The sequence below is a fragment of the Ensifer sp. SL37 genome (assembly GCF_026672675.1).
Taxonomy (GTDB): Bacteria; Pseudomonadota; Alphaproteobacteria; order Rhizobiales; family Rhizobiaceae; genus Ensifer; species Ensifer adhaerens.
Map to the genome: position 1 here is coordinate 1,684,493 of NZ_JAPPRN010000001.1, position 26,428 is coordinate 1,710,920.

Here is a 26,428-nt window from a genome sequence, read left to right on the forward strand (position 1 = left end):
CGGTGCGAATCTCTCCTTCCCGGTCTCCTCGAGTAGAATATAGCCTGCCTTACCCTCTCTCCCTAGCGCGGATTGTCTGCGCCCACATGTAACCGCGGTCACAGCGCGGATCGTCAAATCCGTGACAATGCGGCACACTGCCCGAATTGCGGCGGAAAGTTGAATTGCAACCCTCCGCAGAGGGTTCATAGTTTCGTGAGCGAGGTCGGAACACGGCACCGAGGGAGGAGCCTGCATGTCGGCGCATCTCGATCAAATCCGCGATCAGCAAAGAGAGACCTGGGACCGCTTCTCCGCCGGCTGGAAGAAGTGGGACGCACTGGTGCTCGGATGGCTCGCTCCCTTCGGCGAGGCAATGATCCGGCAGGCGACCATCAAGGACGGCGACCGGGTGCTTGACGTCGCTGCGGGAACTGGAGAACCAGGCCTGACGGTGGCGGCGTCGATACCGAAGGGCCGCGTGACTGTCACCGACCTTTCAGAGCGCATGTTGCAGGTGGCGACGGAGAACGCCAGGCATCGCGGTCTTACAAATTTCGAAACGAGGGCCTGCGACGCTGGCGCCTTGCCGTTTCCGGAAGCAACATTCGACGCCGTCCTCTGCCGGTTCGGTTTCATGTTTTTTCCCGACGTTGCAGCGGCAGCCCAACAGTTGACGAGGGTCGCAAAGCCCCAGTCGCGTGTATGCGCTGCGGTGTGGGGTGCACCGGAAAAGAACGCCTGGGCAACGACGATCATGGCGACGATCGCCCGGCACGTCGACATGCCGAAGCCTCCGGTCGGCGCGCCCGGCCTGTTTCGCTGCGCGTCTGCAGGCCTGATGAAGGCCGTTTTCGAGGATGCGGGATTGCACGACATCCACGAGGAAGAGATCACCACCACGATGGTCCACGAGACCCCGGAGGACTACTGGGCCTTCATGACCGAGATCGCCGCACCCGTCGTCGCCGGACTGGCACATGCGGATGATCAGAAGCGCAACCGCATCCGCAGCGAGGTTCTCGACCTGGCAGGCCAGGCGATCCGGGCGGGAAAGGTGGAACTGCGCTCGACGGCAACGATTATCGCCGGCACGCGACCATAGCAGAAGAGAACGACGGAGCGGGAGCGGGCTCTGTCGCATCGGATCGTCGGCGATGCGATCGACTATCTCAGACAGGTCCGGGAACGACCGGCATGGCGCAACATGCCCGACATGGTGCGGGGGAGCTTTTCTGCCCCGCTTCCCAGAACGCCAAAGCCGCTTGAGGAGATCTACGCGTCGGTAGCAGAAAACGTGCTCGGCTATCCCATGGGCAACGTCCTCCCACCCTTTGGGCCTGGTATATGCGCTCGGACAACTTTACCGGTGTGCTTGGTTCTTGCAGCCGAACAGGGATCGAACGTCGGCGGCCGCAATCATGCCGCCGTACTTAAGGACCAGTAGGTTATTAATTGGTGCAAGGAAATTGGGGTTTCCGGCGTCGGCCAGCGTCGCGCTCGTCAGCAATAATGATACCAGCCGCACCCCAAAGCTCGCTTCAGCCAGTCGCCATGCAATGGGTCGGTGATAGTTGCTTCGAAGCCGCAAATGACTGGTAGACCATAACATTGGAGATTCTTGATCAGCCGATCTTGTTCCGCGCGCATGTCGAGGACCTGCAGCCGACGACGGCGCTTGTCGCCAGGCGCTCGATGAATACGTCATTGCGGGCCTTGGCGATATCCATAGCTACCAGTACGGCATCAGCGGGTATAGTGTTTGAAACGATCATGGTCGGTCCCTCCGGAATGGTTGTGAGCATTCACATTCTAGAGAAATTCCGCTGACCATGGCCGCGGTGCGCGCTTGTAGCGAAAAGCTGCGCGCACGGACGGCTCAGTCGCCGAAACTCAACCCTTCCATAGGTGCTAAGAATCCTGCTTCATCGCAAGGGACGCCGCGTCCTTGCTGCGCGGCATCGGCATGGAGCGGCGTTAAGAAATCAATCGCCGCGCGAGTCCATCAGCTCGCAATCTCAAACCTGAGCATGCCCGGTTATGGGGCAACTCCGCGCGGCGTCGCCAGCCTGGGTTTGTCTGGCCGCCATGAAAGCTGAAAACCGGCACCGCTAAGGTCTAAAGTTGGCTACCGAAGGCACAACCGCGAGGCCCCGCAAATGGGCGGCCAAAATAGTGGCCGCGAATGCAGCCCCCCGGCTGTTGAAGTGTCCGTCCGGGCCATAAAAGGTTTCTGGTTGGAGTTCTTTCTCGAGTGCTGAGGTTAGATCGATTACGTCTACCCCTGCCTCGGAAGCGCTTCCCAGAACCCGAGTTCGCAGCGGTTCATAAGCATGCGCCGCTGGCAGAGGTCCGATAAATCGGTCGAGCTGTGGCACATAGACCAATGTGAATGATCCCCTCCACCCGATCGCCATGGTTTTTGCTCTGCGGAGGACTTCGCCGAACTCGGGAATAGCAGGCGTCGCTTTCGGAAAGATTAGCCCGAGCCGGGTGAAAGTTTGCTGCAGTGCGATAAAATTCCGAAGGATCTCGGTTTTTGTAAAAAGGTCGGCGGCTGTTACTGGTCGGCTATTGAGATCGTCCATCATCGACTTTGCGCGCTGCATCATCTCGTTTGCGGTTGAAGGCGTTCCATAATCGGCGCTTTCGGCGAGAGCCGGACGCAGCCAGGGCCGCTCAAGTTCGGCTTGGAGGTTTTCCCAGTCATTGCCCTCAAAAAAAACCATAAAGACGTGGCGGGGTTTGAACATCGGGCCAAACCGCCCCAGCGTCGCCAGCTCTGTCAGCGGTCCGTTACCGCGAATTCCCATGCCGATGGCATGAATGCCTTCTCGGCGCAGCTGCGACACCATGTTTTCTTCCGGCGGCAAACAAAAGCCCTCAACGAAAGAATCTCCTAGCAACATAGATTCTAAACGCGTTGTCTCATACAGAGCATCCGGATTGTTGAAGCCGTAGCGATCGGCGCGGTAACTAACAACACTATCCGGTCCAGAGCAAAGCACGACTTGCGTCTTCGGGAACCCTGACAGAACGGCTTCGCGTAATTTGGTTGCGCCGGATAGCTTATTGAGCTGTGCGAGCGTGAATCCTCGGACCATGTCTTCGCGTTGCGCCATCGCCTCGCTTTGCTGCTGTGACAGCTGCCCGAGCATCGATAGACGAACCGGTACGGAGCGCACGGTGAGCAGCGCCTCGAAGAGAAAAAGTCCCATCAGGATGCTCAAGCCGTAGATACCCACGCCGGTCGCCACCCTTGGGGGAGCGAGGAGTCCCACACAAAGGACGATCAGCGATAATGCGGCAGGGACGAGAACGTATCGCACAAGGAGGGGGGCGGTGGAGGCATACTCATCGAAATGCCAAACAGCGTAGATTGGGCTCAGCAGCCAATAGGATGCAAGTACCCCACATAAAATCGCCGAAGTTTTTCTAGAAATCATCACGCTAACATCCAATTGTATAATTCTTTTTCATGCAACTCACTAAAATCGTGTAGATATTTACTTGCATATACTACTCCCATTGAGCGTCTCTGAAAAAGCGCCAGCGTTAGGGAGTGCACCATTTCTCCTGACGAGTCAGGTATTAAAACGGGTTAATGTGCCTGGGTGATGCCACTTTCGGCGCCAAGCGGGGATGGATCCCGCTGTAAACCTCGATACGTCTACCGAGTTCCGGAGCACTTGTCGGCGAACGCAAAGCGAGATGCATATGGTCGCGTTTCAGTGTTTTGACGAAAGCCTCCGACATACTGCTGGATCGAGGGCTGGCGACTGGCGTGAAGTCAGGGACCAGATTGAGGGCCTGAGCAGACACCTTTGTTTCCCTTCCTGTGAAAGCAGACCCTTTTGGGTCCACGCCTGCCACCGAAGCGTTTCTTCCACTGCTTCCATTATCGCATTGCGGCCGTCAGAACCGGAAATCCCGACATTATCTGCCGATCGAACGTTTCGATAGTGGACCGAGGCAGTCCAGCAGGTGAACACCAGGGCATTGGACGGTGACGTCAAGTACGTCGCTGCAGGTCGCAATGATGAATGAGTTGATCGACTTTGGCCCCTCCTTGACATCCGTCGCATTTAAGCATTCCACAGTCTGCCGCAGTTCGAACACGGGAAATAGCTTATCCTTCCAGGGGGCCGGATTTATACCGTGGATTGCGAATAAGGTGACCGATGTAAACATGTGCGGCCCCGCAACATCGGAACTTCCTAAAATAAGATTATATCGTGGGTTGCGCGAGTCAAGGTGGTCGTTAGGCGGCGATTCCGTTCCAAAGCATGAAACCGGCGATAAGATACGCTTTATCGGGGATTTGGCAGATGGTCCGTTACAGAAGCCGACGGCTCTGACTGAGCGACAGGCCCTCCACAGATCGACCGACCCGCTTGCTCTCAACATACACAAGCCTACGCGTTAGCGATGTGGGTCTCGCATCCGGACCCCGCACGAACTCCAACACAGCGCTTCGTGCAAGCGAACATCAAGCGTCTAGTCGAAGTGGAGCACGGCGCAGGATTTCGGTCTTGTCGGGGGCCGTGCGCTCGCGCGCCGCCAACGCCACGGCGTCCCATTGGGAGAGGATATGTTCGGCGTCGTAGCGTCTGACATTGGCTTCGGCGTTGGCCGCGAGACGGGCGCGCAGGGTCTCGTCGCCCATCAGGTTGGAGAGGGCTTCGGCCAGGGCGTTGATGTCGCCGTTTTCGACGAGAATGCCGTCGTCGCCGTTGGCAATCATGTCGGTCGGGCCCCATTCGCAGGCGAAGGAGACGACGGGGAGGCCTGCGGCCATCGCTTCAAGCAGGGCGATGCCCCAGCCTTCGTAGCGGGATGACAGGACGAAGAGGTCGGCGGTTTCGACCCAGAGACCGGGTTTTGCGGTGACGCCGGGCATTTCCACCCGGTCGGCCAATCCGAGCGCGTTGCGCTGGGCTTCCAGCGCTTTTCTCGCCTCGCCTTCGCCCCAGATGACGAGCTTCCATTCGGGGTGGTCGCTGGCCACCTTTGCGAAGGCTTCGAGCAGCAGATCGAAGCCCTTTTGCTCAGTCAGGCGCCCGACGGCGGTGAGCACATTGTTGCCGCGCTTCTTTTGCCAGCCGTCGGGCAGATTGATCGCATTGGCGATCACCCGGCTGGAGCGGCGAACATTCGGCGGGAAATAGTCCAGCGCGCCCTTGGTCATCGTCACCAGCGCAAAGGCGCGCGGGTAGAGACGAAGCTGCAGCCATTTCCAGAAGGGGCCGAAGGGCTGCACCGCCGGGTTGTTGCGCTCGGACACGATCACCGGAAGCCTGAGGCCTCGTGTTGCGAGCAGCGTCAACACGTTCGTGCGCGTCAGGAAGCTCAGGACGAAGTCGGGACGGGTGCGGCTGATCGTGGAGCGCAGTCGGTAGAGCCGCCTTGCCACCAGCCAGGCGGCCCGCAGCTTGCCAGCCTTCTGAACCGGCACGTCGAGCCGCTCGATGGTGACGCGCGGATCGAGCCTGTAATAGGGTTCGGAGGTCGGCGCTTCGAGCGTAATCACCGTGACGGTGCAGCCGAGGCGGGCCCAGTGGCTGGCAACGAGACTGACGACGTGCTCGGTACCCCCGGCGCCGAGTGCAGAAACAATGATGGTTATGCGCGCGTTGGTGAGGTCGACCACTCCGATTCCTGCACTTTCGCTCCTCTCAACTCATCAAGTTATGTTACGGGTTCCTTAAATACTTCGCAATCGCTCTTTCGGCGTGCTGACTGACTTCTTCCGAAGCCAAAAAATATGCCGGCAGGGGTAGAAGCTCTGGTTGTTTGTAGTTAGCGCCAAAATCGCCGGTCCGATTGCCTTGGTCGCACAGCGCGGCCGGTGAATGCGCGAGGAACTGTCCGGCCGCCCCTGCTTCGTTGACAACAATCTAGCGCGCCTTCGGTATAGCAGGTTAGCACCAGAACTGATTCGCAGCGGGATCCGGCGACAAATGCGGTCGATAAGTGGTCCCAACAGAAGGCCGCTAACTCCGCCTCCGTGCTATACCTCTGATCGCTAGACGACGCGTTCGCGTATTCGTGCGTGGCAAAGCCGCACACGTCGCATTGCAACAGACCCTTCACATGTGTTGAAACGATGTCGCGCAGAGCGGTAAAGTAAGATAAGCCTAATATGTTCTGACGCTGGTATCAGTTTGAACCATGAGACCTGACATTGTGGCAATTGGTGCGCCTGCTGGGGGGGTAGAAGGCGTTATGGATCTCGTTGGGCGACTGCCGGAAAACCTGCCGGCCGCCGTCCTTGTGGTTCTTCACCGCTCGCCATTCCCCGATAGCTATCTGCCAGAGACTTTGAGGCAGGTGGCCCATTTGCGTGTTGTTGTGCCAATCGAGGGAGCTCTGCTCGATCCCGGGGCTTGCTTCGTCGGACCGCCGGGCAAGCTTCTGACCGTCGTGTCTGGACCTCGGACACACCTCATCGCCGACGGATATTATCGAGGATACACAATAGATGCACTGTTTACGTCACTCAGTCATAGCGCCGGGAGACGGGTGATTGGTGTAACCCTTACGGGGCTGTTGAAGGATGGAAGGCTAGGACTGAAGGCGATTAAGGAAGCTGGCGGCACTGTGGTAGTCGAGGAGCCTATAGAGACCGAGACCCCGGAAATTGACATTGGCGCGTTTTATAGCGAAATCGATTTCACTGGAACGGTTCCCGCAATTGCTGACTATATCTGCGAACGGGTACGATCAGGTTGACGAAGCTCGCGTGGGTTATGAGGTAGACCGCACGGCACCCTTCGAGAAGGGCTGCGTTCGCGATGCGGCAGCGCACCGGGGCGCCTTCGCTGTTACGCCAGAGTATTTGGAGTCGACAGTGCGTGGTTCTCGTGCCCTGTAAATCTGGATGTCGTTGACGGAGCACGGCATCGAGAAGTTTGGCCGCCTCGTCGACCAAAATGTCGCTCAAGCCATTATCTGAGCGGCCTCGTCGAGGCAGAGCCGCAGCTCGAACTCGTGACGCCGATCAACATCGTCTGCTTCCGTTACCACCCGGCACCAGAACGAACGCCGTCATCTCCGACACGACGGTACACGGCGAGCATTGGCAGCGCGTGGCAATCAACAATCACCGGACGCGGGGAGGACCTGGACCAGTTCGTGCGCGAAGTTGTGAGACTCGGAGGGGAGATCGTCGCAGGCGGCGGCATCGGCTGACACATAGTTCTGCAAGCCTCCAAGCGTCACCGGGTTGCGGCCGGTTCTTGCGCCGGCAAGGTTTCTGGCTCCGGCGTGGCTTGGAGCACGCGAACCATCTCAGCGATCGCGGCTTCCCGTTACGGATCCTTGCCGGCCGCATAGGCAAGCGGAAAGGCCACCTGCAGATCTGGCGCGATGCCCACCCCCTCAAGCCTTAGCCCGTCGCCGATGACCGCATCCGACACTGCCACTTCCAAGAGGCTGTCGTCCGGTAGCACATAAGCACGGCCGGCAAGCAGAGCGCCGACGGTCCGCTCGCCGACGAGCGGGATCCCGTGTTGCCGCAACGTATAGGCGAAAAGTTCGAGACCGCTGCGGGTTCCGTTGTCGATCAGCGCGACCACAGGCTTTTGCCAGCGGAAATTGGCAAGCGTGGCTTCGCCCCGGCGCGGAACCAACCGGAACGTTGGCGTACCGCCGACCAGAAACTCGGCTGCGTCTGCCGGCCCGCCGCCCCAGCGGCCGCGAAGGTCGACGACGAGGCCTTCAGCAGCCTTCAAGCGGCCGCTCGAAAGCGCCTCGGCGACGAGATTGAGCCCGTTTCGCGTTGAAAGGGTCCAGAGGCGCACATAGCCGATCTTCCAGCCGCCGGTCTCGACCAGTGCGATGCTCTCTTCGATCGCGCGCTCGAACATCGGAAGTGGTCGCAAGCTCTCGACCGGAACCTGCAGCGACATTGGCTCCGCATCGCGATGGCGGCGGAGCCGAAGCTCGACCGTGCGGCCGACCTTGTCTTCGAAGGATCCGATCTCATGATAAGCCTGCCCGTCGACCGAAAGGATCTCGTCGCCGACGAGGAGGCCCGCCTTCTTTGCAGCCGACCCGTCATAAACATCGCTGACGAAGCGCTGCCCGTTATCGAGTGTCGTCACCATGCCGATGCCGGGATAGCGCGCGGCGCCATCCGGCGGAAAGAGACGCCGCATATCGTCACGGATGGCGAAGCGGAAAATGTCGGCGAGCTCGAAATAGTCGATCGTGTCGGCTTTGAAACGTCCGGTATGGGAAACCCCAAGACTTGCAAGGACGGACGTGACCGCCGCATCGACGCGTGAAGCCGGGCTCGTCCTGGAAAGCGCCGCCACGGGATCCGTGATCTCCGCCTGGGCGGCGGTATTGAAACGGTCAAGCGCCTTGCCGTCATAGAAGTTCGCATTCACCAGCTCGATCACCCGGTCGAATGTCGGCTCACCGGAGCGTGGCAGCTCCGCGGCCCACGCCATAGCGGCCGTCGACATGACGAGGCTGGCGATCAACGCTGTACACCTTAGTCTCGGCCGCATGGTCGTTGCTCCGGTTTCGCGCCGCCGATTATCGACAAAAGCGCGCGCACCTGCCGGCAAAATCGCGTGATCACGCCGTGATCCCCGCCCGGCACCCCCGATCTGCCGAACCCACTGCGGCCAAACCTTTCAGGTTCGTGTCAGGTTAGGGTGGCTTGTGTGGTGCATCGATCGCTCCGGGGACAGAGGCGATTGCCCTCTCGTTTGGCGTGCTCCGGAAAAGAAAGGAAAGTGCGAATGGTTGGCAAGGCCCCGCATCTACACGTGCACGACAACAGCCACCGCCGGGACGAGGTTTTCGCCGCACCGGACCAGAATGTCGGCGACTTCGCCTTCAATGCAACCGTGGCCGCCGTCTTCGACGACATGGTCAGCCGATCGGTTCCCTACTACGGCGAAATCCAGCGGATGGTTTGCGAACTCGCCAGCGACTTTGCCGAAGCCGATACCAACCTCTACGACATCGGTTGCTCGACCGCGACGACGCTGCTCGGGCTCGACGCCATGGTTGATCCCGCCGTGCGCTTCGTCGGCATCGACAACGCTCCCGACATGATCGAGAAGGCGAAGGAAAAGATCGTCCAGGCAAATTCCAACCGGGCGATTGATCTGAGGGGCGGCGACCTGCACCACGGCATCGAAATCCACAATGCCAGCGTCGTCCTGATGCTTCTGACCCTGCAGTTCGTGCGCCCCCTCTACCGCGAGCGCGTCATGCGCTCGATCTATGACGGCCTCAACGAGCGCGGCGCTCTGCTGCTCGTCGAGAAGCTGACCAGCGAGGACTCGACGTTCAACCGCTTGTTCATCGAGCACTACTACGACTACAAGCGCCGCAACGGCTATTCCGAGATCGAGATCGCCAGGAAGCGCGAGGCGCTTGAAAACGTCCTCATTCCGTACCGCCTGGAGGAAAATTTCCAGCTACTGAAGGAAGTGGGTTTCCGCAGCGTCGAGGTCTTTTTCCGCTGGTATAATTTCTGCGGCATTGTCGCGATCAAGTAGGCCGGACCGACCATGATCGCGATCGGCAATTTTCTCTTCCGCTTCCGCAACCAGCTTTTTCCCGCGATCATCGTGGTGTTGTTCCTGCTGATGCCGCCGCCGGCATTGGTGTTGGACAACCCGCTGCTGACGCTGGCCAAGGATGCGGTCGCGATCCTTGTCATTCTGGCCGGCCTCGCGCTTCGCGCGACGGTCGTCGGCTATAAGTATATCCAGCGTGGCGGCCTGAGAAAGAAGGTCTACGCCAAGGACCTGGTAACCGAGGGCATGTTCGGCGTTTGTCGGAACCCGCTCTATGTCGGCAACATGCTGCTCTACTGCGGCGTTTTCCTGCTGCACGGCAACCCGCTGCTCATCGTGATCGGCATCGGGCTCTTTGCCTTCATGTACCAATGCATCGTCTATGCGGAGGAGGCTTTTCTGCTTCGCACCTTCGGCGAAGCCTATCAGGCCTATTGCCGTGACGTGCCGCGCTGGGCGCTGCGCCTTTCAAACTTCAGCAAATCCACGGAAGGAATGGCGTTCAACATCAGACGTGTCGTCGGCAAGGATTACTCGACCGTCTCGGCGGCCATGATCGCGGTGCTTGCGACGGAGATGTACAAGCTCGCGACCTACGAGCCATCAGGCCGGAATGTTGGCGTGCTGGCCGTTCTTGGCGGCGCGATGGCTCTGGTCGGGATCGCGACGGCGGTGATCAGCTACAAGAAGAGGCGCGGGGCCTTTCGCGATCCCGTCGCCTCCTGAAATCCTCCCATTCTTGCGCCCTGTATGCGGCGGCCGAGACGGGCAGCCTCACCGCATTTCGCCGCTTGGGCGCTCAAGGACTTGACGGCCATCCCCGATCGACCCTAGGCAAGGACGAACAAGTGTCCGGTGATATCTTGAGAGTCCTACTAGTCGAAGACGATCAGGTTCTGGGGGAGGCGCTGCGCGACCATGTCGCCGCCGCCGGCCACGCGGTCGATTGGTTCAAGCGCATCCTCGATGCGGTGGCGGCGACCGATACGGTAACCTACGGACTGATCCTGCTCGATCTGCGATTGCCCGATGGCGAAGGGCTGACGCTCCTGCGCTCTCTCCGCGCGCGCGGCGACGGCACGCCCGTAATCATTCTGACGGCGCACGACCAGATATCCGACCGGATCGAGGGGCTCAACAGCGGGGCGGACGACTATCTGGTCAAGCCCTTCGATCTCAATGAACTGACGGCCCGCATGCTGGCCGTTTCCAGGCGCTATACGGGCAACGCGACGCCGACGGTCAAGCTGCCCGGCATCGAGATCGACCAGGTTCACCGCAAGATCGCCGTTAATGGCGACAGCCAGAGCCTGAGCGCTCGGGAATGGGCCGTTTTGGACAAGCTGGCCGCGCATCCCGGCGCCCTCGTGTCGAAGGCGCAGTTGCACGATGCGCTTTACGCCTTCGGTGCCGAGATCGAAAGCAATACGGTCGAGGTCTATATCAGCCGCCTGCGCAAGAAGATCGGGCCTGACCGGATCGAGACCGTGCGCGGCCTCGGCTACTGCCTCAGGTGATCGCATGTCCGACAAGAAGAGCATGACCCGCAGACTGGCCATTGCGCTCACCAGCGTGGTCGCCCTCTTTTGGTTTGTCGCGCTCGGGCTTGGCGTCTATGTGATGCAGGACGAGTTCACCGAAATCTTCGACAGCGGCGTGCAGGAAACCGCCGAACGATTGTTGCAGATCGTGGCTAACGAGACGACGAGGGACGCGCCCAGCGGCTTGGCCCAGGCGTCGGTTACGGCGCCCGCGCTCAATTCGCAATTCCTTACCTACCAGGTGCGCGACCGCGACGGCCGCGTTCTCTTTGACGACGGCGCGCCGGAGCCCTTCGCGGTTCCCCTTGCGACCGGCTTCTCGCAGACCCCCACCCATCGGATCTATACGGCCGGAACGACTGACGGATCACTCTATGTGCAAGTTGCCGATGCGATCGAACATCGCACAGAAGCGCTCATGGAAGGCGGAACGGCGCTGCTTTTGCCGCTGCTCGTGCTGATACCGGGCAGTATCCTTGCGATCGTCTTCGTCGTTCGCAGCACGCTGTCGCCCGTGTCGCAGCTGCGCGACGATATCCTGACCAAGGACAGCGGTAATCTGGCGCCGATCGACGAAGCGACGCTGCCGCGCGAACTGCGGGCGATCGCGCGTTCCGTGAACCTGCTTCTGGCGCGGCTGAAGGCGGGCCTAGAGGCGGAGAGGGAATTCACCTCGAACAGCGCCCATGAGCTGCGGACCCCGATTGCCGGTGCGCTCGCGCAGACCCAACGGCTGGCGCGCGAGGTGCCGCCGGCATACCAACCGCGAACCGCCCAGATTGAACGTGCGCTCGTGCATCTGAGCCGGCTTGCCGAGAAGTTGCTGCAGATGTCGCGCGCCGAAGCGGAGATTGCCATTTCGGACGAGCAGCACGATCTGCTGCCGGTGTTGATGGTCGTGATGCAGGATCTGGAGCGATCCGCGCTCGGCGCCAACCGCCTGAACGTTCAGGTCGCCAAGGGCACCGTACTTGAACGGCCGATCCGCGTGGACGCCTTTGCGATCGTCTTGCGCAATCTTCTCGAAAACGCCCTGATCCACAGTCCGCCGGGCAGCCGGGTCGATCTCCATGTCGACCGAATGGGTATCCGCGTCACGAACGAAAGCGCTGTTGTCGCCGAGGACGTCCGCGCCAACCTGACCAAGCGCTTCGTCCGCGGGCCGACCGAGGCCTCCGGTTCCGGGCTCGGGCTTGCCATCGTTGAGCGGCTGGTCGCGCAGATGCAGGGCCAATTGCTCATCGCTTCGCCGGCGCGCGGCAAGACACAGGGGTTTGAGGTCGAAGTCCGCCTTTGACGGCTGCAGGACCGGTCAATCCGGTCGCGTTTCCGTTCCTCGCAATCAAGGTCACGCGAGGAAAGGACGAACAAGCGGGACGCCTGTAACTGCGCCCCGCTGCCTCTGGATCTTACTGCTGGTCGAGCGCGCGGCTGAGGCTCAGCGCCGCGATCGTGCAGATCGCACCCGAAATCAGGTAGCCGCCGATGAAGATGATGCCAAAGCTGCTGGCAAGCCCGAGTGCCACGAGCGGCGCGAAAGCGGCGCCGACGAGCCAGGCGAGGTCCGACGTCAGAGCGGCACCCGTGTAGCGATAATACTGGGTGAAGCGCGAGGAGACGGCGCCCGAGGACTGGCCGAAGGAAAGGCCAAGGATGGCGAAGCCGATCAGGATGTAAGCGTCCTGGCCCTTGCCGCCGGCATCGAGCAGGAAGGGGGCCGAGAAGCTGAAGATCGCGATCAGGATCGCACCGATCATCAGCTGGTTGCGGCGGCCGACCCGGTCGGCAATTACGCCCGAAAGCACGATGCCGATGGCGCCGACGACGGCACCAGCGACCTGCACCCACAGGAATTCAGCCGCCGACTGGCCGCCATTGAGCGTCACCCAGCTCAAGGGGAAAATGGTGACGAGGTGGAACATTGCGAAGCTTGCGAGCGGCACGAAGGCGCCGAGCACGACGTCGATGCTGTGCTTGCTCAGCATCTCGAAGATCGGCCGCGCCTCAAGCTCCTTGGCTTCCATGGCGGCGCCGAATTCCTTGCTGGCGACGATGCGCAGGCGCGCGAAAAGCGCCACGACGTTGATCGCAAAGGCGACGAAGAACGGATAGCGCCAGCCCCAGGCGAGGAAATCTTCCTGCGAAAGGTTGCTGACGAAATAACCGAAGAGGATGCTCGCAAGCGCAAAGCCGATCGGCGCGCCGAGCTGCGGGATCATCGCGTACCAGCCGCGGTGATTCTGCGGCGCATTGAGGTTCAGCAGCGATGCGAGGCCGTCCCAGGCGCCGCCGAGCGCAAAGCCCTGGCCCAGCCGGAACAGCGCCAATAGCGCCACCGCCCAATATCCGATTGTGTCATAGCCGGGCAGGAAGGCGATTGACGCCGTCGAGCCACCGAGAATGACGAGCGCGATCGTCAGCTTCGTGCCGCGCCCGTAGTTGCGGTCGACCCACATGAAGACGAAGGAGCCGACCGGGCGGGCGAGGAAAGCGAGCGGGAACAGCGCGAAGGACATGAGCGTCGCGGTGACCGCATTGGGCGCGAACGGGAAAATCAGCTTCGGAAAAACGAGGATCGAGCCGAGGCCGTAGACGAAGAAGTCGAAGAATTCCGAGGTTCGTCCAATGACCACGCCGATGGCGATGCTGCCCGGGGACAGAGGCTTGTCGTCCTCGTGAATGCGACGTGCATCCCGCTCGAGACCAGACGATGTTGGGTTAGCGACCGAAACCATGAATTTCTCCGACGATCGAACGTCTTGTCGTTAGAGTGTTGACCAATTGGCGTCTGATATCAAGAATGCCGTGCACGTACCTGCGCACATGCCTCATTCGAGTTCGTGCCTAACGTTCGCTGGAACAGCCGGCATCGAACCGACAATATGCCTTTGCGCCCGTACAAACGCGCATAGAGCGATACGGTCGTCACTGCACTGCGGCAAAATGTTGCGCTGCGACGATGGACCTCACTTCCATGCCCGATCATGCCCGAGTAATGCCGACTAGACAAAACGCAAGTTGAGGCCGCAATGCCGAAGCCATACAGTTTAGCCGGACGATCGACGATTGCCGTCCTGTTGCTCTCCGTCCTCTCGGGATGCAACATGGTGGTCATGTCGCCTTCCGGTGATATCGCCGCGCAGCAGCGGGATCTGATCGTTATTTCGACGGTCCTGATGCTGTTGATCATCGTTCCCGTCCTTTTCCTGACGCTGTTCTTTGCCTGGCGCTATCGCCAGTCGAACACGGCCGCCAAGTATGATCCGGAATGGCACCATTCCACCGGCCTCGAAGTCATCATCTGGTCGGCTCCGCTCGCGATCATCATCGCGCTCGGCGCGATCACCTGGGTCAGCACCCATAAGCTCGACCCCTATCGACCGCTCGATCGGATCGATGCGGCGCGCCCGGTGACCGAAGAGATGAAGCCAATCACGGTCGAAGTCGTCGCGCTCGACTGGAAATGGCTGTTCTTCTATCCGGAATACGGTATTGCCACGGTCAATGAGATGGCGGCGCCGGTCGACGTGCCGATCAACTTCAAGATCACTGCCTCGTCGGTGATGAACTCGTTCTACGTTCCGGCGCTCGCCGGCATGATCTACGCCATGCCCGGCATGCAGACCAAGCTGCACGCCGTCATCAACAAGGCCGGCGAATACGAGGGCCTCTCGTCCAACTACAGCGGCGACGGCTTCTCGCACATGCGCTTCAAGTTCCACGGTGTGGACCAGGCGGGCTTTGACGCCTGGGTTGCCCGCGTCAAGCAGAACGGTACGATGCTCAATCGCGACGCCTACCTGAAGCTCGAAAAGCCGAGCGCGAAGGAGCCGGTGCGCTACTACGCTTCCGTCGAAAACGGCCTCTATGAAGCCGTTCTCAACATGTGCGTGCGCGAAGGCCAGATGTGCATGAAGGACATGATGCACATCGACATGATGGGCGGAGCCGGCGTCGAAAGCCATGAGAACCGCGCCAAGCTCGAGCATGACAACCGCCATACGGGCGGAGTGACCGAAGCGGCCGCACCGGCCGCGACCTTCCCCGAAACCGGTAACCCCGCCAAGAGCGAGGAACCGGCCGAAGGCGTCAAGGAAGGGCAGCCGGCGCCGATGAACCACGACATGCACAAGACGCAGTAGGACTTTCGCGCGCTCGCCGGGTTTGATCCAGCGGGCGCCAGGGCCCTTCGGGCCGCAATTCGAGACATATTGGAAGACCCATGTTTGGTGACACCAGCCTCACGCAATTCATCTTCGGGCGGCTTACCTGGGAAGCGATCCCATACCACGAGCCGATCCTTGTTGTGACCTTCGCAGCCGTTGCCGTCGGCGGCCTGGCGATCCTCGCGCTGATCACGAAGTACAAGCTCTGGGGCTATCTCTGGAACGAGTGGTTCACGTCGGTCGATCACAAGAAGATCGGCATCATGTACATCATCCTGGCGATCGTCATGCTTTTGCGTGGATTTGCCGACGCGATCATGATGCGCATACAGCAGGCGATCGCCTTCAACGGCAACGAAGGCTATCTCAACCCGCACCACTACGACCAGATCTTCACTGCCCACGGCGTGATCATGATCTTCTTCGTGGCGATGCCCTTCGTCACCGGTTTCATGAACTATGTCGTGCCGCTGCAGATCGGCGCGCGCGACGTCTCGTTCCCCTTCCTCAACAATTTCTCGTTCTGGATGACGACGGGCGGTGCGGTCATCATCATGATGTCGCTGTTCGTCGGTGAATTCGCGCGCACCGGCTGGCTCGCCTATCCGCCGCTATCGGGTGCTGACTACAGTCCCGGCGTCGGCGTCGATTATTACATCTGGGGCCTACAGGTGGCGGGCGTCGGGACGACCTTATCCGGCATCAACCTGATCGCCACCATCGTGAAGATGCGTGCTCCGGGCATGACCTTCATGAAGATGCCGGTCTTCACCTGGACGTCGCTCTGCACCAACATCCTCATCGTCGCGACCTTCCCGATCCTGACGGCGACGCTTGCGCTGTTGTCGCTCGACCGCTACCTCGGCTTCAACTTCTTCACCAATGACCTTGGTGGCAATCCGATGATGTACATCAACCTCATCTGGATCTGGGGCCACCCGGAAGTCTACATTCTCGTACTGCCGGCCTTCGGCATCTTCTCCGAAGTCGTCGCGACCTTCTGCGGCAAGCGCCTCTTCGGTTATACGTCGATGGTCTACGCCACCTGCGTGATCATGATCCTGTCCTACCTGGTGTGGCTGCATCACTTCTTCACCATGGGTTCGGGTGCTTCGGTGAACGCCTTCTTCGGCATCACCACGATGATCATCTCGATCCCGACCGGGGCGAAGATGTTCAATTGGCTGTTCACCATGTATCGCGGGCGTATCCGCTACGAACTGCCGATGCTGTGGACGATCGGTTTCATGGTGACCTTCGTCATCGGCGGCATGACCGGCGTCATGCTGGCGATCCCGCCGGCCGACTTCGTGCTGCACAACTCGCTTTTCCTGATTGCCCACTTCCACAACGTCATCATCGGCGGTGTGCTGTTCGGGCTGATGGCCGGCCTTGTCTACTGGTGGCCAAAGGCCTTCGGCTACAAACTGGACCCCTTCTGGGGCAAGATGAGCTTCTGGTTCTGGCAGATCGGCTTCTTCTTCGCCTTCATGCCGCTCTACGTGCTCGGCCTTATGGGCGTCACCCGCCGCGTCAGCCAGTTCGAGGATCCCTCGCTGCAGATCTGGTTCATCATCGCCGCTTTCGGTGCGGTCCTGATCGCCATCGGCATCGCGTCCTTCATCATTCAGCTTGTCGTGAGCTTCCTGCGTCGCGACCAACTGCGTGAAACCTCGGGCGATGCCTGGGATGGACGCACGCTCGAGTGGTCGACCTCGTCGCCGCCGCCGGACTACAACTTCGCCTTCACGCCCGTCGTTCACGACCACGACAGCTGGTACGACATGAAGAACCGGGGTTACGAGCGTCCGCTCGAAGGCTTCAAGCCGATCCACATGCCGAAGAACACCGGCACTGGCATCATCCTCTCCGGCATCAGCGTCGTGCTCGCCTTCGCGTTGATCTGGTACATCTGGTGGCTGGCGGCGGTATCCTTCATCGCCCTGATCGCGGTCTCCATCGGCCATACCTTCAACTACAACCGTGATTTCTTCATTCCCGCGGAAACCGTCGCGGCGACCGAAGACGCACGCTCGAAACTGCTTGCGGAACGGATCTGAAACGATGAGCCAAACCCAAGTCCAAGAAACAGAAAAGCCGCAGTTCTACCTGAAGGAAGAGCATCACCCGGAGCACAGCACCATGCTGGGCTTCTGGCTCTACCTGATGAGCGACTGCCTGATCTTCGCCGTTCTCTTCGCCACGCACGGTGTGGTCGGGCGCAACTACGCGGCAGGTCCCGCACCGGCGGACCTTTTCGACCTCAACCTGATTGCCATCAACACGGCGATGCTTTTGTTCTCGTCGATCACCTATGGCTTTGCCATGCTTCAGATGGAGCGCAACGCCAAGATGGAGACGCTGTTCTGGCTCGGCGTCACCGGCGTGTTCGGCGCGGTCTTCCTATCGCTCGAGCTCTATGAGTTCTACCACCTGATCCACGAGGGTGCCGGTCCGACACGTTCGGCTTTCCTGTCCTCGTTCTTCACGCTGGTCGGCACGCACGGGCTGCACGTCACCTTCGGCATCATCTGGCTGATCACGCTGATGGTCCAGGTCAAAAAACATGGATTGAACCCGGAAAACCGCCGGCGCCTGATGTGCCTCTCCATGTTCTGGCACTTCCTCGACGTCATCTGGATCGGCGTCTTTTCCTTCGTCTATCTGTTGGGAGTACTCGGATGAGTTCGCAGCATCCTGGCCACGAAAGCGCGTTCGAGCCGCACCACGCGCACAGCCATCCGGGTGACGCTGCCGGCCACGGTTCGTTCAAGAGCTACATGACGGGCTTCATCCTGTCGGTCATCCTGACGGCGATCCCGTTCTGGCTGGTCATGAGCGGCGCGCTTGACAGCAAGTTGCTGACGGCCGTGCTCGTCATGGGCATCGGTGTCGTGCAGATCGTCGTGCACGTCATCTACTTCCTGCACATGAACGCCCGTTCGGAAGGCGGCTGGACGCTGATGGCGCTGATCTTCACGATCATCATCGTCGGCATCGCGCTCGCCGGTTCGCTCTGGGTCATGCATCACCTCAATACGAACATGATGCCGATGACCCACGAGATGATGAAGAACATGCCCTGATCAGGGGCGGGCAGGCGCGAACATGACCGGCGGCCGCGACGTGAAAGGGGAGGGTGCGAAATCATCCTCTCGCGCCAGGTTCCTTCTGACCGGCGCGCTCCTGTTTCTTTGCGCCATCTTCGTGGCGCTCGGGACCTGGCAGATCCAGCGGCTCTTCTGGAAGCTCGATCTGATCGCTCGCGTCGATGCGCGTGTGCACGCTGACGCCGTCCCGGCCCCGTCGCGGCCGGACTGGGGTGGCATCACCCGAGAGAACGACGAATACCTTCGCGTCACGGCAACGGGTACCTTTAGCCACGACAAGTCGGTTCTGGTGCAGGCCGTAACCGAGCGGGGCGCCGGGTTCTGGGTGTTGACGCCGATGCGCCGCGCAGACGGCACGACGGTTCTCGTCAATCGCGGCTTCGTGCCCGCCGACCGGCGCGATCGGACTGCCCGCGCCGAAGGCGAAACGCCTGGGACCACCGGGATCACCGGGCTCTTGCGCATCAGCGAACCCGGCGGCGCCTTTCTTCGCTCCAACGATCCGGCTGGCGATCGCTGGTTTTCCCGCGATGTTGCGGCAATCGCGGCAGCAAAAGGGCTGACGGATGTCGCGCCCTATTTCATCGACGCGGACGCGACGCCAAACCCAGGTGGCCTACCGATCGGCGGTCTCACAGTCGTTAGCTTCCGCAACAGCCATCTTGTCTACGCGCTGACCTGGTTCGTACTGGCGGGCATGAGCGTGGGGGGCGTATACATCGTCCGTCGAAGGTCGACGAGTTCACATTAGTGAGGCGTCAGGTCGCGCCACCGCGCGTTGGTGTCGTTCACGATTCCGGCCACGGCAGACGGTCGCCGAGGGGCCTGTAGCGGGCGGTGGGCTGTACTCGCGTGGGTCGGTGATTCTGGTCCGTCATGTGCTTAAAGTTCGGGTAACAGCATCGACCGAGAAACCGTAATTACCATGAGTTGCAATGCGCGTAAGGTGAGTCCGGAAACGGCGAAAATCCACCTTCCAGACGTCAAAACTGTGGCAAGTAAGCCACATAGATTGTTCGCATCGCGCTTTCCGCAACAATGAAGAGTTGCAAGATTGACTCTCTCCCCGGCGCTTCATTAGCTGCCTCCGCCGGGTGGGGCCCGGCATTTTTTGGGGGTGTTCATGGGGCTGTGGGCTGGCAACGCCACGGACGGACGATCGTTTTCGTCCGCTTTTTTGCGTGGAGCTTTTCTGTCGTTTTTCGGCGCAATGGCCATGCTGTTGGCTTCGGCTTTCGGCGCCTCGGCTCAATCCGTGGAAATATCCGCGAACCCCACGACATTCAATGCGCTCGGTGACACGATCAATTTCACCTATGTGATCAATCCTGGATCCTACACGATTACAGGTGTTGATGCCGCCACCAGCGCGATCAAGGGGGTTGCCGTTTCATGCGGTCCGGTCGGTAGCGGCACTTCGCCGATAACCTGTACCGGCTCCTATCGGGTCGATGCCAATGACGTGATGTCCGGGCAGTTTTCCGACTTTGTTCAATTCGCCGGAGGGCGCATCGGCGGCAACGGGAGATTCACCGCCACCAGCCCGACGATCGTCGTGCGTGCGGCAAGCGGTGGTCCGGTTGTGCTCGACGTGGCTTCCTCGCCCAATCCCTCCCGACCCGGAGATCCGGTATCTGTAACCGCCACGGTATCCTCCATGGGCTGCAACGCCGGCCAGTCGCCGCCCGGAAACGTGACGATCACGATCGGATCGCAGTCGACGACCCTTGGGCTGACCCCGACCGGGCCGGTCAGCACGGCATCGTCTGCGACCTTCCAGACATCGACGCTGCCGCTCGGACAGCATGCAGTTTCCGCCAGCTACGGTGGCGGCAGTGGTTGCAGCACGGGCACTGCGACCGGCGCCAGCCATTGGGTCGACACCAAGCCGACGGTCACAATCAACCAGGCAGGCTCGCAATCCGATCCCAGCGCCAAGACATCCATCGCTTTCGATGTGGTGTTCAGCAAACCCGTCACGGGCTTTTCCGCTGGCGACGTCCAGATTTCCGGCACTGCCGGCGCGACGACGGCGAGCGTTTCGGGTTCGGGCGCCAATTACACCGTTTCGGTCAGCGGGATGACGCAGGCCGGCACGGTCATGGCGTCCATACCCGCCGGCAAGGCCACGAGCGTGGCGGGCTTTACCAACGACCCATCCACCAGCACCGACAATTCGGTTAACTACGCCCCGATCGCGATCTCGACGACAACGCTGCCAAACCCGGTCTACAACCAGCCCTATGCCGGGCAAGCGCTGAGTGCCACCGGGGGATCGGGCGCATTGAGTTTTGCACGGACAGCCGGTGCACTGCCCGCCGGCATGTCGATCTCGAGCAGCGGCGTCGTTTCCGGCACGCCAACGGCAAGCGGACCGTTCAATTTCACGGTGACAGCAACCGATCCCGAAGGCTCGACCGCCTCGCGCGCCTTCTCCATCACCATCGCTGCGCCGACGATCGCGCTCTCGCCGGCGACGCTTCCTGATCCGACCGCTGGCACCGCCTATTCGCAAACGCTCACGGCGTCCGGCGGCGCAAGCCCGTACACATTCGCCGTCACGCAAAATGCCTTGCCGGGCGGAATGACGCTCGCAAGCAATGGTGTCTTGTCGGGGACTGCAACGATCGGTGGCGCCTTCACCTTCACCGTTGAGGCAACGGACGCCTATGGAGCGACCGGGACCCAGGTCTTCACCGTCGACGTTGCGCCGACGGTCCCCGACGTGCCGACCATCGGTACCGCTGTGGAGGGTGACGGTTATGTGGACGTGTCATTCACCGCTCCGGCGTCGAACGGCGGCGCAACGATCACGGGCTATACCGTGACGTCGAACCCCGGCGGCATGACGGCCACGGATACGACGAGCCCGATCAGGGTGACTGGCCTGACCAACGGCACGAGCTATACGTTCACCGTGACCGCCACCAACAGCGCCGGGACAAGCACCGCGTCGGCCGCCTCCAATGTGGTGACGCCGCGATCCGCACAGACGATCACGTTCGCCAATCCGGGTACGCAGGCGTTCGGCACGTCACCGACATTGACGGCGACGGCGAGTTCCAGCCTGGCTGTTGCCTTTACCTCGTCGACTGCCGGCGTGTGCACGGTGACGCCCGAGGGCGATCTGACCTTCCATCAGGCCGGCAGTTGCACCATCGCAGCCGATCAGGTGGGGAACGGAACGTACCTGGCTGCACCGACAGTCTCACAGACGTTCACGGTCGATGCCGTCGTACCCGGCGCACCGACGATCGGAACCGCAACCGCCGATGTCGCTTCGGCATCCGTCGCCTTCAGTGCGCCAGCAAGTATCGGTGGCGCGTCGATCACCGGCTACACCGTGACGTCGAACCCGGGTGGTTTTGTCGGAACAGGGCCGTCGAGCCCGGTCGTGGTGACGGGTCTCAGCAATGGGACCAGCTATACGTTTACGGTGACGGCAACCAACAGTGCCGGTGCGGGGCCAGCGTCGGCGGCCTCGAACGCCGTCACGCCGCGCGCAACCCAGACGATCACCTTTGCCAATCCGGGCGCGCAGACGTACGGGACCACGCCGACATTGACGGCATCGTCGGACGCGAGTTTGCCCGTTGCCTTCACATCCTCGACCGCGGCCGTGTGCACGATCACGCCGGGTGGCAGCATGTCCTTCCACAGCGCGGGGACCTGCACGATTGCTGCCGACCAGGGCGGCGACGGCACCTATCTGCCTGCGACAACGGTCACCCAGAGCTTTACCGTCAACGCAGTTGTTCCGGACGCCCCGACGGTGGGCACGGCTATCGCTGGCGACGGCGAGGTGTCTGTCAATTTTTCCGCGCCGGTAAGCGCCGGCGGGGCATCGATCACCGGGTACACGGTCACGTCCAATCCCGGTGGTTTTGTCGGAACGGGCACGTCGAGCCCGGTCACGGTCGGCAGTCTCAGCAACGGCACCAGCTACACGTTCACGGTGACGGCGACCAATGCTGTCGGCACGGGACCGGCCTCCGGTGTGTCGAACACGGTGACGCCCAAGGCGCCACAGACGATCACCTTCGCCAATCCCGGCCCGCAGGACTATGCAACGCCGGTGACCCTTTCGGCGAGCGCCAGTTCCGCTCTGCCGGTCACGTTCCAATCGCTGACGACCCCCGTCTGCGTCGTCACGTCAACCGGCGATGTCACATTCCGCAATGGCGGCACCTGCACCATCGAGGCCTCGCAGGCGGGTGACAGCGCTTACCTGGCCGCGTCCAATGTGAGCCAGTCCTTCCTCGTCTCCGCGCCGATATTCGCCTTCACGCCGGCGGCCGGCGCTTTGCCGACCGCAACCGTGGCAACGACCTACAGCCAGAGCTTCACGGCCAATGGCGGCACGGCGGCCTACAGCTACGCCTTGGCCAGCGGCGTGTTTCCGGCCGGACTTTCGCTCGACGCTGCCGGTACGCTGTCCGGCACGCCAACGGCGGACGGCAGCTTCACCTTTACGGTTCAGGCGACCGATACCCATGGCGCGACCGCAACCAGCGGCAGCTATAGCCTGGAGGTTCGCATCCAGGCGCCGATCGCCAACGCCACGACGGCAACCGTTGCCGCCAACTCGTCGGCCAACGGGATTACACCAAACCTTACGGGCGGCACGGCCGCTTCGGTCGCTATCGCAGCGCCCCCATCGCACGGCACGGCCACGGTCGCGGGTAACACATTAATCTATACGCCGGCGGCCGGCTTCTCCGGCGTCGACAGCTTCACCTACACGGCGGCGAATACGACCGGAACGTCCGCTGCAGCGACGGTCACGGTGACGGTGTCTCCGCCGACATTCGCCTTCACGCCGGCTGCGGGTGCGCTTGCCGGTGCGACCGTTGCAGACGCCTATAACCTGGCGATCGTCGCCGCCAACGGAACGGCTCCCTACACCTATGCGGTCACCGGTGGTGCACTTCCGGCCGGCTTGACGCTTGCTGCCGACGGTCGCCTGTCCGGAACGCCGACCGCCGATGGAGCGGCAACGTTCACGGTGACGGCGACCGACGCGAACAATGCGACGGGCACCGCGAACTATAGTCTCGCGGTCGCCGTCGACGCGCCATCGGCCGGTCCGGTTGCAGCGACTGTTGCTGCGAACTCCAGCCCAAATGCCATCAGCCTCAGTCTGACGGGCGGGGCGGCAACATCTGTGGCGATCGCCACCGCGCCCGCGCATGGCACAGCTACGGCGACGGGGACAACGATCCTCTACACGCCTGATGCCGGCTATTCGGGCGCTGACAGCTTCACCTATACGGCAACGAACGCGACCGGCACGTCGGCGCCTTCAACCGTTTCGGTCACGGTCAAGCCGCCGATGCTGGTGTTGTCGCCGGCAGGCGGGGCGCTTGCCAACGGCGTGCCCGGCGTTTCCTACAGCCAGAACATCTCAGCCAGCGCCGGCACGGCCCCCTACAACTACGCGGTCTCGTCGGGTGCTCTGCCGGGCGATCTGTCGCTCGATGCCTCAAGCGGGACGATCTCGGGACGACCTTCGGCCGACGGCGATTTCGGCTTCACCGTGACGGCGACCGATGCCAATGGCGCGACAGGCCAGGCCAGCTATCAGATCGCCGTTGCCTCCGCCCGTTTCGTCTTTACCCCGTCGGCCGGCGGGCTTCCCGACGCGATGGTCGGCGAAGCCTATTCCCAACGCGTCTCGGCGACCGGTGGCACCGGCGCGCTGGTCTACAGCCTCAAGAGCGGCGCCCTGCCGAATGGCATGGTGCTGAATATCTCCACTGGCGAATTGACCGGACCGCTCGCGGCCGATGCGGTGCCCGACAGCTATCACTTCACCATTGCTGTGACTGACAGCCGTGGCGCCAGCGGTTCGGCCGCCTATACGCTGAAACTGAACGCTCGTGCGGTGACGGTGCCCAATGTCGTCGTCGAGGTTCCCGCCGGTTCGACGCCGAAGGATGTCTATCTCAACGGTGGCGCCACCGGCGGTCCGTTCACCGACGCATCGGTTGCCTCGGTCTCGCCGCCCTTTGCCGGCACGGCCGAAATCATCGAAGGCGAGCTTGCCGCTGCCACCAGCTTCACGCCGGTCGGCTTCTATCTGAAGTTCACGCCGAACCCGTCCTATTCCGGCTCGGCGGTGGTCAGTTATACGCTCAGGAGCGCGCTCGGCTCGTCCAATATTGGCTCCGTCACCTACAGAATAGCGCTCGATCGGGTGGCTGCCGGCGAAGAGATCGACGGGCTGGTGCGCGATTTCGTGCGCAACCGCCAGAACCTGTTGTCGTCGACGGTCAAGGTGCCGGGACTGATCGAACGGCGACGGGCGGCCGCCAGTACCGATCCGGTGACAACGGCGGTGACGCCGTCGGAGAAGGGCGCCCGCCTCGGCTTTTCCTCCAGCCTGTCGCAGATCCAGGCGGCGCGCGATGCCGCCGATGCAGCGGCAGCCGGACAAAACTTCGTCGCCACCGACCGGCCGTTCGACATCTGGGTGAACGGCAGCTTCCTGTTCCACAAGGATGAAGACGACAGAAACGACAAGTGGGGCAATTTCGCCCTGTTCTCGCTCGGCGCCGACTATCTCCTGAGCGATCGGGCGCTCATCGGCCTCTCGTTCCACTACGACTACATGACCGATCCGACCGACGCGGATGCCGAGCTTAAAGGCAACGGCTGGCTGGCCGGTCCTTATGCCTCGTTCGAGATCGGCCAGGGCGTCTTCCTCGACGCCAACCTGCTCTATGGCGGTTCGTCCAACGACATCGACACCGGCATCTTCACCGGCACGTTCGACACCACCCGCTGGATGGCGGACGTCAAGCTGACCGGCGAATGGCAACTGGATGAGGCGACGGTGCTGATGCCGAAGCTGAGAGCCGTCTACTTCAATGAAGAGACCGACGATTACACCGTCAAGAACGGACTCGGCGAGGCCATCGATCTCAAGGGCTTCATCGAGGAACAGGCCCGTCTTAGCATCGGCTTCGACGTCGAACGCACGCTGGAGCTGGAAAACGGGCTGATCCTGTCGCCGACGGTCGGCGCCGATGTCGGCTTTGCCTCGCTTGACGGCGAGGGTCTGTTCGGGCGGGTGTCGGCCGGGCTTGCGCTCAGCAACAACGACAACTGGGACATCGACTTCTCGCTGCTCTTCAACATCGAGGGCGACGGCTCGAAGTCGGCCGGTGCCAAGGTCGGCGCCCGCGTCCGGTTCTGATCGCGCGCAACCGGTTCGGGCAGCCAGGCCGCCCGAACCGGCGCTCCACCGCTTTCTTTCCGCTCCCGGATATGCACCGGCCCATGTGCGTTCTGACCGTTTAAATCGCGTTGGAAATATTACGGGCTTCCGTCAAACATTAAAGATGAGTAATAGAGGAAGGAATTAGCCGGAGGCGTCGCCTCGTCCCTTGAGCATTGGATACGCCTAGATGTCGTTTCAGCCGCGGATGCAGAACAAGATTTCCGGGTTCAAGGTGATCGGCGGACTCCACCGGCGGGAATGGAACGGGATTATCGCCGATGTCTGGGACGTGGAATGCGAGGCGAGGGCAGGTGGCCACTATCTCTCCGATGATCCGCGCATGTTCATCGTGCTCGACGCTGAGGGCGGTAGCCGTTGCAACGTCAGGCTTTCGCCCGATGGGCGCGGCGCGGTCGAGAACGAGCGCCAGCAGGCGCTTTCCTATATCCCGGCGGGCATGGAAATCTGGGCGGACATGGTCGATGTCAGGCGTATCCGCCACCTCGACCTGCATTTCAATCTCGAGGTTCTCGGCCGACGGCTGGAGGAGGAGCTCGATGCGGGGCGATGCGACACGCCACGGCTGATGTTTTACGACGAACGCTTCCTGCAGCTTGCACAGCTGATCGCCGCCGAGTGCCTCAATCCGCAGCCCTTGCACGATCTCTACGGCGATGGCCTGACGGTCGCATTGTTCATCGACCTGATGAAGCTTAATCGCAGCGATGGCCGCAAACGCAGCGCGCTTGCCACCTGGCAACTCCGCCGGGCGGTCGAATACATCGAGGAGAACTGGGGGCGCAACATCCGCCTGGAGGAGCTGGCGTCCCTTGCCGGACTGTCGCAGTCGCACTTCAGTCACGCCTTC

At 61.5% G+C, this 26,428-nt stretch carries 18 protein-coding genes and 1 pseudogene; 14 read left to right on the top strand and 5 right to left on the bottom strand.

Annotation, left to right across the window (positions count from 1 at the left end; all coding sequences use genetic code 11):
- The first annotated feature begins 235 nt into the window (after positions 1-235).
- Positions 236-1,084 (top strand): class I SAM-dependent methyltransferase, encoded by an 849-nt coding sequence (locus OVA00_RS07635; protein ID WP_268088480.1) that lies wholly within the window; start codon positions 236-238, stop codon positions 1,082-1,084.
- A 520-nt stretch (positions 1,085-1,604) separates the two neighbouring features.
- On the opposite strand, the gene OVA00_RS39935 is transcribed toward OVA00_RS07635, so the two are convergent.
- The 3 genes from OVA00_RS39935 to OVA00_RS07655 form a co-directional block, all read right to left on the bottom strand.
- Positions 1,605-1,754 carry a hypothetical protein gene (locus OVA00_RS39935; protein ID WP_192441782.1) on the bottom strand — a complete coding sequence of 50 codons (150 nt, stop codon included), beginning with the start codon at positions 1,752-1,754 and terminating at the stop codon, positions 1,605-1,607.
- Between the two features lie 336 nt (positions 1,755-2,090).
- Positions 2,091-3,425: an alginate O-acetyltransferase AlgX-related protein gene (locus tag OVA00_RS07650; protein ID WP_268088513.1), complete on the bottom strand. Its 1,335-nt coding sequence runs from the start codon at positions 3,423-3,425 to the stop codon at positions 2,091-2,093.
- A 1,043-nt stretch (positions 3,426-4,468) separates the two neighbouring features.
- Positions 4,469-5,629 (bottom strand): glycosyltransferase family 4 protein, encoded by a 1,161-nt coding sequence (locus OVA00_RS07655; protein WP_252160590.1) that lies wholly within the window; start codon positions 5,627-5,629, stop codon positions 4,469-4,471.
- A gap of 521 nt (positions 5,630-6,150) precedes the next feature.
- On the opposite strand from OVA00_RS07655, the gene OVA00_RS07660 reads away from it, so the two are divergent.
- Both OVA00_RS07660 and OVA00_RS39940 read left to right on the top strand, forming a co-directional pair.
- On the top strand, positions 6,151-6,711 hold the full coding sequence (locus tag OVA00_RS07660; protein ID WP_113136371.1) for a chemotaxis protein CheB: 561 nt from the start codon (positions 6,151-6,153) through the stop codon (positions 6,709-6,711).
- A 34-nt stretch (positions 6,712-6,745) separates the two neighbouring features.
- A pseudogene (locus OVA00_RS39940) lies at positions 6,746-7,170 on the top strand (pyridoxal phosphate-dependent decarboxylase family protein); the annotation flags it as partial.
- A gap of 119 nt (positions 7,171-7,289) precedes the next feature.
- On the opposite strand, the gene OVA00_RS07670 reads toward OVA00_RS39940, so the two are convergent.
- Positions 7,290-8,495 carry a S41 family peptidase gene (locus OVA00_RS07670; protein ID WP_442780453.1) on the bottom strand — a complete coding sequence of 402 codons (1,206 nt, stop codon included), beginning with the start codon at positions 8,493-8,495 and terminating at the stop codon, positions 7,290-7,292.
- A gap of 237 nt (positions 8,496-8,732) precedes the next feature.
- Between OVA00_RS07670 and cmoA the strand changes: the two genes are divergently transcribed.
- The 4 genes from cmoA (at position 8,733) to OVA00_RS07690 (ending at position 12,359) form a co-directional block, all read left to right on the top strand.
- Complete coding sequence (cmoA, locus tag OVA00_RS07675) at positions 8,733-9,500, top strand: carboxy-S-adenosyl-L-methionine synthase CmoA (protein ID WP_034790738.1); 768 nt, start codon at positions 8,733-8,735, stop codon at positions 9,498-9,500.
- A 12-nt stretch (positions 9,501-9,512) separates the two neighbouring features.
- Positions 9,513-10,247, top strand: a complete 735-nt coding sequence (locus tag OVA00_RS07680) for a methyltransferase family protein (protein WP_112772415.1) — start codon at positions 9,513-9,515, stop codon at positions 10,245-10,247.
- Between the two features lie 137 nt (positions 10,248-10,384).
- On the top strand, positions 10,385-11,038 hold the full coding sequence (locus OVA00_RS07685) for a response regulator transcription factor (protein ID WP_060521322.1): 654 nt from the start codon (positions 10,385-10,387) through the stop codon (positions 11,036-11,038).
- 4 nt (positions 11,039-11,042) lie between these two features.
- Positions 11,043-12,359: a sensor histidine kinase gene (locus OVA00_RS07690; protein ID WP_113136370.1), complete on the top strand. Its 1,317-nt coding sequence runs from the start codon at positions 11,043-11,045 to the stop codon at positions 12,357-12,359.
- A gap of 112 nt (positions 12,360-12,471) precedes the next feature.
- On the opposite strand, the gene OVA00_RS07695 is transcribed toward OVA00_RS07690, so the two are convergent.
- Positions 12,472-13,797: an MFS transporter gene (locus tag OVA00_RS07695; protein WP_060521113.1), complete on the bottom strand. Its 1,326-nt coding sequence runs from the start codon at positions 13,795-13,797 to the stop codon at positions 12,472-12,474.
- Between the two features lie 294 nt (positions 13,798-14,091).
- On the opposite strand from OVA00_RS07695, the gene cyoA reads away from it, so the two are divergent.
- From cyoA to OVA00_RS07730, 7 genes are all read left to right on the top strand, one after another.
- Positions 14,092-15,204, top strand: a complete 1,113-nt coding sequence (cyoA, locus tag OVA00_RS07700) for a ubiquinol oxidase subunit II (protein ID WP_090297267.1) — start codon at positions 14,092-14,094, stop codon at positions 15,202-15,204.
- A gap of 80 nt (positions 15,205-15,284) precedes the next feature.
- On the top strand, positions 15,285-17,288 hold the full coding sequence (gene cyoB / locus OVA00_RS07705) for a cytochrome o ubiquinol oxidase subunit I (RefSeq protein ID WP_034790697.1): 2,004 nt from the start codon (positions 15,285-15,287) through the stop codon (positions 17,286-17,288).
- A gap of 4 nt (positions 17,289-17,292) precedes the next feature.
- Positions 17,293-17,913 (top strand): cytochrome o ubiquinol oxidase subunit III, encoded by a 621-nt coding sequence (gene cyoC, locus OVA00_RS07710; protein WP_112772413.1) that lies wholly within the window; start codon positions 17,293-17,295, stop codon positions 17,911-17,913.
- On the top strand, positions 17,910-18,314 hold the full coding sequence (gene cyoD, locus OVA00_RS07715) for a cytochrome o ubiquinol oxidase subunit IV (RefSeq protein WP_112772412.1): 405 nt from the start codon (positions 17,910-17,912) through the stop codon (positions 18,312-18,314). The genes cyoC and cyoD overlap by 4 nt, the downstream gene beginning before the upstream one ends.
- Positions 18,315-18,336: 22 nt before the next feature.
- A complete protein-coding gene (locus tag OVA00_RS07720; RefSeq protein ID WP_112772411.1) occupies positions 18,337-19,089 on the top strand; it encodes an SURF1 family protein in 753 nt (250 codons plus the stop codon).
- Between the two features lie 504 nt (positions 19,090-19,593).
- Positions 19,594-25,536 (top strand): putative Ig domain-containing protein, encoded by a 5,943-nt coding sequence (locus OVA00_RS07725; protein ID WP_268088481.1) that lies wholly within the window; start codon positions 19,594-19,596, stop codon positions 25,534-25,536.
- A 211-nt stretch (positions 25,537-25,747) separates the two neighbouring features.
- Positions 25,748-26,428: helix-turn-helix transcriptional regulator (locus OVA00_RS07730; protein WP_268088482.1), on the top strand; the 681-nt coding region annotated here is incomplete at its 3' end.

Excerpts from the sequence above, each read along its gene's own strand:
- OVA00_RS07635 (WP_268088480.1), top strand. The coding sequence starts at position 236 with ATGTCGGCGCATCTCGATCAAATCCGCGATCAGCAAAGAGAGACCTGG.
- OVA00_RS39935 (WP_192441782.1), bottom strand. The coding sequence starts at position 1,754 with ATGATCGTTTCAAACACTATACCCGCTGATGCCGTACTGGTAGCTATG.
- OVA00_RS07650 (WP_268088513.1), bottom strand. The coding sequence starts at position 3,425 with ATGATTTCTAGAAAAACTTCGGCGATTTTATGTGGGGTACTTGCATCC.
- OVA00_RS07660 (WP_113136371.1), top strand. The coding sequence starts at position 6,151 with ATGAGACCTGACATTGTGGCAATTGGTGCGCCTGCTGGGGGGGTAGAA.
- OVA00_RS07670 (WP_442780453.1), bottom strand. The coding sequence starts at position 8,495 with ATGCGGCCGAGACTAAGGTGTACAGCGTTGATCGCCAGCCTCGTCATG.
- cmoA (WP_034790738.1), top strand. The coding sequence starts at position 8,733 with ATGGTTGGCAAGGCCCCGCATCTACACGTGCACGACAACAGCCACCGC.
- OVA00_RS07680 (WP_112772415.1), top strand. The coding sequence starts at position 9,513 with ATGATCGCGATCGGCAATTTTCTCTTCCGCTTCCGCAACCAGCTTTTT.
- OVA00_RS07690 (WP_113136370.1), top strand. The coding sequence starts at position 11,043 with ATGTCCGACAAGAAGAGCATGACCCGCAGACTGGCCATTGCGCTCACC.
- OVA00_RS07695 (WP_060521113.1), bottom strand. The coding sequence starts at position 13,797 with ATGGTTTCGGTCGCTAACCCAACATCGTCTGGTCTCGAGCGGGATGCA.
- cyoA (WP_090297267.1), top strand. The coding sequence starts at position 14,092 with ATGCCGAAGCCATACAGTTTAGCCGGACGATCGACGATTGCCGTCCTG.
- cyoB (WP_034790697.1), top strand. The coding sequence starts at position 15,285 with ATGTTTGGTGACACCAGCCTCACGCAATTCATCTTCGGGCGGCTTACC.
- cyoC (WP_112772413.1), top strand. The coding sequence starts at position 17,293 with ATGAGCCAAACCCAAGTCCAAGAAACAGAAAAGCCGCAGTTCTACCTG.
- cyoD (WP_112772412.1), top strand. The coding sequence starts at position 17,910 with ATGAGTTCGCAGCATCCTGGCCACGAAAGCGCGTTCGAGCCGCACCAC.
- OVA00_RS07720 (WP_112772411.1), top strand. The coding sequence starts at position 18,337 with ATGACCGGCGGCCGCGACGTGAAAGGGGAGGGTGCGAAATCATCCTCT.